Origin of the sequence: Victivallis lenta, from assembly GCF_009695545.1 — a bacterium.
Classification (GTDB): Bacteria; Verrucomicrobiota; Lentisphaeria; order Victivallales; family Victivallaceae; genus Victivallis; species Victivallis lenta.
Genome location: NZ_VUNS01000056.1, coordinates 1 through 8,870, shown reverse-complemented (window position 1 = coordinate 8,870; position 8,870 = coordinate 1). Strand labels below are relative to the sequence as shown.

Here is an 8,870-nt window from a genome sequence, read left to right as displayed (position 1 = left end):
AGACCGCCGTGAAGATTTCTTCATCCCCCTCCCCTTCCGAAACACGGATCAGGCGGTTGTCACGGTCATAGTGACAGGTGCGCGTCACGCCGGCCGCCGTCTTCGACGCCGTGTTGCCGTTCGCGTCGTAGGTGTAGGAGATCACGGTCACGCCAGTCGTCGCCGCCGTCACGCGGTTCAGCTTGTCCACCGTGTAGTCGGTCGTGATGCCGTTGTCCACCTTCCGCGTCCGGTTGCCCATCGCGTCGTAGGCATAGACGACCGGACTGCCGCTGTTGCGAAGCGAATCCGCCTCGCGGGTCAACTGGTACAGGTCGTCGTACTCAAACGCAAGCACCCGGTTCGCACGGTTCACCCCGGTTTCGATCACCGCTGTGCGGATTCCCGCCGCGTCAAGCGTGTACTGCGCGGTGTACAGGTTCGTCCCCGCCACGTTCGTATGCGCAATTTTCGTCAGCCGGTTGTTGCTGTCGAAAGTGTAGTTTGCAACCACGCCGTTCGGCATCAGCATCGAGGTGCGGTTCCCCGCCGCGTCGTAGCCGTAGGCCGTCGTCCGCGTTCCGTCTGAAACCGAGGTCAGCAGATTCCGCAGGTCGTAGGCGCTGGTCAGGGTCCGGTTATCCGGGTAAGTGACCGAAAGACGGTTGCCGACCACGTCGTAGATGCTCGAGACCAGACTCTTCGGAATCCAGGTCGAATCGAGCGGACTCTTGACGAAGGTGCGTTCCTCCACCGTGCGCCCGAGTTTGTCCAGCGTGTAACCGGTCGCGCGGTCGCCTTCCGCAACAAACGTGATCGCACCCGCCGCGTTGCAGGTGTAACTCCGGGTCTCCTGCGGGGCGCCCTCCTGAACCGCGCTCAGCATCCGGTTCTGCGCGTCGTAGGCGTAGTCCGTCACCGCGCCGTCCGGCTGAATCCGCCGCGTCCGGTTGCCGCGGCTGTCGTACTGGTTCGTCGTGACGCGCTCGAACTCCGCGTCGCCCGGATTCAGCGTTTCGCTCAACTGCAGATTCCGCTTGTCGTACGCATACCTTGTCACCTGCCCGGCTACTGTCCGGGTCAGAATGTTCCCGGCGCTGTCGTAAGTGTAAACGGTTTCCTGACCGGCAGCATTGATCGATTTTATCCTGCGCCCGGCGGCATCGTATTCGCTGCGGCTGGTCTTGTTGTTCGGGTCGGTCTCCGCCACCACCCGGCCCGCCTTGTCGTAGGCGGTCGTCGCGGTCGGGCGGGTATTGTTCTCCAGCCGCGGCATCCGCGTCATGACCAGGCGGTTGGCGCGGTCGTAGGTGAAATCCGTCACATAGCCGCGCTTGTCGGTCGAGGTCAGCTTGTTGCCGACCGTATCGCAGGTATAGCGCTCGCTGTTTCCGGCCGGGTCGGTCACTTTGACCGGACGGTTGAAACTGTCGTACTCCGTCGCCGTAACCAGCGGCTGAGTTCCGCGCCAGGTCGTCACGACGATCACGTTGCCGAGCGCGTCGTACTCGTTTTCCGTCACAAGCTGCTGCGAATTTTCGAGCTGAACCGTACTCTTCACCTGACGGCCGAGAATATCGTACTCATTCGTCGTCGTCGTGCCGCGCACGTCGGTCGAGGAGACAACCAGCCCGCGGCGGTCGTAGACGTTCGTCGTCTCCGGACGGCGGGTCGTGCCGGTCTCGCCGTCATAAACCGCCGGAAAAACCGTCTTCACCAGACGGTTCGCGGCATCGTATTCATAATCGGTCACGTTGCCGGCGGGATCGGTTTCGCGGATCTTGTTGCCGTTCGCGTCATAGGCGGTGTACGCGGTATTCCCTTCCGGATCGGTCACCGATATCACCCGGTTCCGGGCGTCGTAGGCGGTCACCGTGGTCTGGTCGCCGCCGCCGAGCGCATTCTTCAGCGTGGTCGAGGTCACATTGCCGTTCGCATCATACGCATATTCGGTCACGATGTCCGTACCGTCCGGAATCTTCACCGTGTCGCGGAGCTTGCGGCCCGCGCCGTCATAAACCGTCTCCGTAACCGTCCCGGCCGGATCGATCACCCGGACCGGAAGGCCGCCCGCGCTGTACTCGGTCACCGTCACCAGATCATCCGCCGCGTTCCCGCCCATCCGCCGCGTCACAGTCAACGGGCTGCCGAACGCATCGTAGGTCATCTCCGTCACCTGATCGCCGGTCGAATTGTGCACCGTCTTCTTCGTCACATTGCCGTCGGCATCGTATTCGTTCGTCTCAAGCAGCACGCCGTCGCGCTTCGTGGTCAGCAGCCGGAAGCGCGAATCGTAGGTCATCTCGGTCACGATCCCTTTCGGGTCGATGATCTTCGTCGGTTTGAACCCCTCGTCGTCGAAGATATTGCTGCCGGAGTTCTCTCCATATTCATAGCGGGTGGTCAACCGGTCACCACCCGCCGGATTCGGCTTCGACTCCCACACCAGACGGCGCAGGCCGTCATAATACCAGGTGGTCATGCACCCTTCGGGATCCGTCACCGAAGTACGGTTACCCGCCTTGTCGTACGTATAGCCGGTTACCAGATCCTGCTCCCCTCCCCCGGACATGACACGGCGGACCTGAACGATCCGGTACAACTTGTCATAACGATATTCCGTCACATTCCCGCGGGGATCGGTCATTCTGACGACCTGCCCGGAGAGATTGCGCTCATACATCGTTTCCGCCCGACTTCCGTCGACAGCAGGCTCGATCTTCTTTATGAGCTGGCCGTAAGCGTTATATTCGTAATTCGTGGCGTTGCCGTTGGGATCGGTCTCCTCCACCAGGCAGCCGCGCCGGTCGTATTTGCGAACCATTGTCAGATTCAGCTCACCGCCAGTTCCCCTCCTGGTCACCGTATCCGTCCAGCCGGTCGGCGTGTAAGTACGGGCGGTCAGGGTTACCCGCCCGTCACCATCGACCGATTTCTTCACGTTGCCATAAATGTCGTACTCGAAAGCAAGCTCCCGAAACTGTCCCTGATAGGTCGTGGTCTCGCGAAGACGGTTTCCCCTTGCGTCCATCAGATAGGTACTGGCAACGCCACGCGGCGTCACCAGTTTGGTCATCAGGTTATTCTGCGGATTGTAATCGAATCCTTTTATGACGGATTCTTCCCCCGCGATATAAATCTCCTCCTTGACATTGCCGGCGGCAAAGTAATTATATCCGCTGGCAATACAGGCGCCGCCTCCACCCAGCCCGCTCCCCGGAACGCGGGTGGAATCATATACCGGCAACGGATAATTGTAGCGGGTCCGGTAACCGTTCGAGTCCTGCGTCTGCACGAGATTGACCGCAAACTCCGGAGAACTGACTTCGTATTTCCAGATCACCGTCTCCGGCTCCCCTACCGGAAGACCGTTTTCGGAATGCGAAAACATCCGGGCCGTCTGAGTATAGCAATAACTCTCGACCACACCGGAAAGCGTTCCGTCCGCATTCAGTTTGCGCCCGCTCGTCACGCGGTTTTGAAACTGGTAGTCCCAGCGATTGCCGTTGATGTCAACCACGTAATTCCATAACATGTCGCGGCGCGGAATCTTGTTTTCCCAATCGGGATCGGTAAGATCAATCTCATATCCCGGCTTGATGACGTTACATGCCTCCAACTGCGTAAAAAAGGTATCGCCAACCGGAGTCTGCACACAAAAAAGTTTTTGCGTCGTCAGATCCACCTGAGGATAATCCACATAATTGAATTTGTAGATCGAACCGTTCGGATAGGTGACGGTAGCAATCGCTTCGATGATCCGGTCCTTTTTTTCGACCTGAATATATCGGGGAAACTCCTGCCCTTCCTCCGGCTTGAGTTCCTCAAAAAACTGATCAAGGCCGGCCATCGCCATCGCCCCGTACGAATAACGTGTCACTGCCCGCTTTCCTCCCGGCATCGTTGGGGGCGCGCTCACCTCGGTCAGCAGAATTCGGGTGTCGGTCACCGCATCAACAAAGACATACTGGTAACGCCAAGCGTTTCCTTCCGGGTCCCGGACCTCGCTGATGCAACCCCGTTCGTCGTAGTCGATCTCCACGGCGATCTGCGGCGCCTGTTCATATTTCAGCTTGATCGGCCGGCGGTACGCATCATATTCATACAGAACCGAATTGCCGTTACGGTCCGTTACTTTCTGCGGCAGGAAGAAGGAGTGTTCCTCCCCCGGCGCCAGGTCCCGGAATGTGTAACGGGTACCGTACTTCCTGCACCAGACCAATTCGCCGCTGGTCGTATCGAGGTAAACAAAGGTCTTGGTCGCATCCGACTCTCCGCTGTTGGTTACCCACGGCGTAAAGACTTTGTAACGAGTACCCCCGCCGCTCGTATCGATGGAAAACGCCTTTTCATAATCAGGAACCACGCCGAGCGTCTTGGCGAAAACAAAGTTAAAATCCCGACCGTCTTCATCCGTCACCGTCACGACATCGGCCAGTACCGACGTGTGACCCGGCCCGGGATCGGTGGGAATCACCGACAGCCTCTCTCCGGGATAACAGGCATGCGAAACCAGATTCGAATGCCATCCATGACCGAAATTCAAGCTGCGCATTTTCCCCTGCATATTGTAATTACGGCGAATTTCCAGCTTCAGGTCTCCATTTCCGACCGGAATTGAAATATCCGCCGTCGAGAATGAAGGCATGAACGTGGCCATATCAATTCGAAAAAACGAATCCGGCTGGTCCTTTTCCTCCTCCGCCTGCGGACGCTTCAACTCCAGCGGCAAACCGAAAACATCGACATAAGCCGGCTGTGCATTCGCAGGAAAACGATGCGTCGAATACGGACCGGGATCATTCTCATTCGGGGCCGGTGGCTCACCCACCGGCGGATATGGATAACTGGGAAATCCCGGAGGAGTCGGGCCGCCTCCTCCTCCGCCTCCTCCGCCGCCTCCGCCGCCTCCGCCGGTATCTCCGCCGCCGCCCGGATTTTCTCCCGGATAGCCATCGTCATTCGGATTGGGCGGAAGAGACGGTTCGACCTCTTTCTCCGGATCAGTCGGCGGCCATACAGGGGGAGTCGGCGGCGAAGGCGGCGGAGGATTCGAATTCGCAACAACTGTGACCAGAGCGGAACCGCGGGCCACCGTGCCGCACATAGCGCAATGGATCGTCAACGTAACGGGAAAGGTTCCCGGCGTATTGCTGTTGACGCTGCCGCCCGGATTCGCCCCGGTGATCGATGTCCCCACATCATGCCCGGTATGATCGCTCCTGCCCTTGGCACCGCATCGACGACACGTCTCTGTCCAATAGATTCCGCCCCCCTGCAATTCAGTAACGAAAAAAGGCACGTAATCCTCATACTGATAAATTGTGGCGGAACCCGGCACTGCCGACACCCGGCCGCTGCACGGAATATTCACCGGGGTGGTCCCCATGTCATGACCGTATAGTTTACACTCGGTCGGATTGTTCTCCGGAGCTCCGAACAGGGCGGCCGATCCGGCTGCAAGAAGCGCCGACAACAGAAATTTAGTCTTGTTCAACGTGGAAAATCCTTTTATGTGATCAGTTGTTTCTGTTTCTACCGAACCACCCCGGAACGATCGGTGATTTTCTTTGCCGCCGCATCGGACGCGGCCCGAACTCCCGGGTTCTCCCGGCCGGCACGGGCCAGAAGTTCGAGATCCGAAGCGTTCCCCTGCCGGCCAATCGCTCCGCAGGCGGCCGCACGCAGCATAAGGCTCTCCTCCTCCGCAGCAAGGATGCCGCGTGCAACCTCCAGCGCCGAAGCATTTCCATTACGTGAACTCACGTCAAGCGCCGAAACCCGGGTCAAGGCGGAGACCTCCGGAGAACCCGCCAGCACGGCGGCCCTTTCCGCAATGAACACACGGTCAAATTCGTCCGGCAGTTCTTCGGAGAGATAGGCCAAAGCCAGAAGCGCCACACCGGAAAGCTCGTTGCCGGATTGCTCCAACCCATCGTAAAAAGCCTGCTTCACAGCCGGGTCGCGCATATTCTCCTCCCAGTACCACGGACGCATATGCTGAAGCGCATAGCTCCGCATCGTCATGCTCTGCCCCTCGTCATAAAAAATATCCAGCATAACCTGCGTCAGCTCCGGCGGAGGGGTTAACTGACTGCGCAATACATTCAGAATGTCATTCTTCAGATGATGGGTTTCCCGATTGTCCGGACCATATTTCAGGTAATCATACAACGCCTGCCGGTCAGCCGCCGACAGGTTGTCCGAAAGCCGGTTCACCAGTCTCACACGTTTCAGGATATCACCGGAATCATCCACGATTTGCGAAACCGCAACCGATAAATTCCGTTTTCCCGAAACCATACGTGAAGCATTGTTTCCCGATTCCGGCCCCGTCTGCTCCTCATCAACCTCCGAATCCCTGACAACCTGCGGACAACGCTGCCCCTGCGCAGCAACGCAAACCTCCTCCTCTTCGCCCCGCTGCTGTAAAATGACGACTCCGACAACAATAATTGCCAGGAGCGCCGCGATCAGAAAATTGCGCTTTTTCATCAGTGACGGATTCCCACGTAGATGTCGTTCTGATAAACCTGAAGCGTATGGCAGACAGAAGTCGTCGCCTCCGGATGTTTCAGAAAACGGGCTTTTGCCATACCGCGTTCATCAAAATCCTCCGCATGCAGCCGGATTTCCGTCGTTCCGTTATCGAACAGTACGCCGGAGACGAAGATGCGCAGCCGGATTTCCGTATCCGGCAATACCGGAGATGCAATCAGCGGCATTTCATAAAGCCCCGTTCCATCATCGTACCCTTCCGCCTGGGCAACATAGGTTTCACTGCTTGAATAAATCCGGAACGGCTTCACCTTCGCCAGCGCCAGAACCGGACCGTTTTCGATCCGGGCAAATACGCCGGTGTCAGCAACTCCGCCAATCCCCATGCGATAACGGATATGGCCGTTCTCCAATGCAGAGGAATACTCGAAAAACGTGATGGCTTTGCCCGGCTCCAGCACGACTCCGGCCGGACACGCCGCGGCATCCCATGAACGGAGTCGATTCACCCAGAATGCCGGCTCCGCGTCCGGAAACGCATATCCGACGACCCGCACGGTGATTTTCCCGACGCCGGCCACCTGCCGTTTCGCATCGAAATACTCGCCTTCGAGAGCGAATTCTCCCGCAGACGGAAAACGGAGGATCAGCGGGCTCGAAATATCTCCGCTCCACTCCTGCTCCATTCCGCGAATGCGCCAGCTGCCATCTGTCGCATCTGCCGGGCAGACATTCAGTTTCAGGGAGTCGTTTTCGCGGAGTGTAATTGCCGCACCGTTTTCCCCGATCAGATTTGTCTCACTCCATACGACGAAATCCGAAACGGTCCGGCCGCCGTTCTGAAAGGAGACCTCCACCGGAACCGCGTTTTCCGGATCAAGCGGAATATCTGCAAACCAGCGGCCATCCGATGCCAGGACCGGTTCGGTATTTCCATTGACCCGAACAAGCCCGGGATATCTGCTGTTCCCGCCGATATTTGCCGGAGAAATCCGGCTTCCGCCGAATTCGTGCACCGTTTCGCGCCTGGCGAGATAAGCATCCACCCAGTCGGCTTTTCCGTTCCGGTCGGAATCGGGACCGTTGATCCGCTGCAATTCAATATCGACGATGCGGAGAACCACTTCGCGGCGATGGCCGTCCCAGACGAGTCGCAGGGAATGCTCCCCCGCCGGAGTCCATGGCGTGTATGCCGTCAGTTCCGCGCTCTCAGCCCCCATATCGAGCGTAATTCCGCCGATAAATGTCTCATCCCAGTATGCATTCAGCTTCACTTCGCGGGCTTCCGGGAAGAATTGATCGAATGCGACGCGCAAACGGTAGATATTGCCTTCCGGCATAACCGCCTGATAGGAAAGCTCGCCTCTCGTGTCGGAAGACATCGCATAACGTTCCTGCGGAGTTTCCCAACTGCCGGTGGAAGCGGTGAATTTTGCCGGATTGATCTTCAGCACCGGCTCCAGGCCGAACGGTTCCGCGGCCGGATTGTCAGGATCGAAAAGCTCCAGCATCTCCCGATCTGGAATTCCGTCACCATCCGAATCCGGATTCAACGGATCAGTTCGATACCGATTGACCTCATCGCCATCCGAAATACCATCGCCGTCCGAATCCGGATTCAACGGGTCGGTTCCGAGTTTGATTTCATCCGCATCACGGAGGCCGTCGCCATCCGAATCCTTCCGCCACGCGAAAAATTCCCGGAAAGCGGCATTCGATTCATCCACATGCCAATGACCGTTCTCTTCGAACGGAAGCCGCGTAAAGCCGGGACCGGACCAGTAGAGCTTCAGTCGAGCACCATCGGCACGTTCGAAATACTCAATCCGATAAGAGTGAATGCCCGTTGCAAGCGGCACGGAAGCAAAGTATTCCAAACCGGAGCCGAGATGGTCGTTTCTGACAATCTCCCTGCCGTCGATCAGCAATCGGGAACCTTCGTCGCTGGAAAGAACGAACTGATAAACACCATTCTGCGCCAAATCGAAAAAGCCATCGACGGTCAGGCCGACATAATCCTCCTTCCGACTGTTCAGGATTTCTCCATCCGTCTGGAAGCAATAGCGTTCCCGGATCTCCGTTCTGAACGGAGACAGTGCCGTCCAGTCCGGTAGCTTGCTCCAGGTGCCGCTGTAATATTTCACGAGGGAACCGGGTTGTTTTTCGACGGAAAGTTCGCTTTCGGCCCCGGGCGGGGCGATGCGGGGATTGGAGCCGAGGAGGAACTCCTGATAATTCGAGAGTCCGTCGCCGTCGGGGTCGTCGTCTGCGAGGGTCGGCGTGTCGCCGAAGTATCTGTATTTCCACTCGAAGTAGGCCTTCTCCTCTGCCGTGAATTCCGGCAGAACCTGAACGGCCGGGCTGCGGCGGGTTTCGGCTCCCGACACGCTCAC

At 58.1% G+C, this 8,870-nt stretch carries 3 protein-coding genes; all 3 read right to left on the bottom strand.

Annotated features, from left to right (window positions below):
* A partial coding sequence (locus FYJ85_RS22530; RefSeq protein WP_206213417.1) for an RHS repeat protein occupies positions 1–5,476 on the bottom strand: 5,476 nt, incomplete at its 3' end.
* Positions 5,477–5,514: 38 nt separating this feature from the next.
* On the bottom strand, positions 5,515–6,474 hold the full coding sequence (locus FYJ85_RS22525) for a hypothetical protein (protein ID WP_154420937.1): 960 nt from the start codon (positions 6,472–6,474) through the stop codon (positions 5,515–5,517).
* Positions 6,474–8,870, bottom strand: a 2,397-nt coding sequence (locus tag FYJ85_RS22520) for a PA14 domain-containing protein (RefSeq protein WP_206213416.1), incomplete at its 5' end; no start/stop codon positions are given. The genes FYJ85_RS22525 and FYJ85_RS22520, both read right to left, overlap by 1 nt.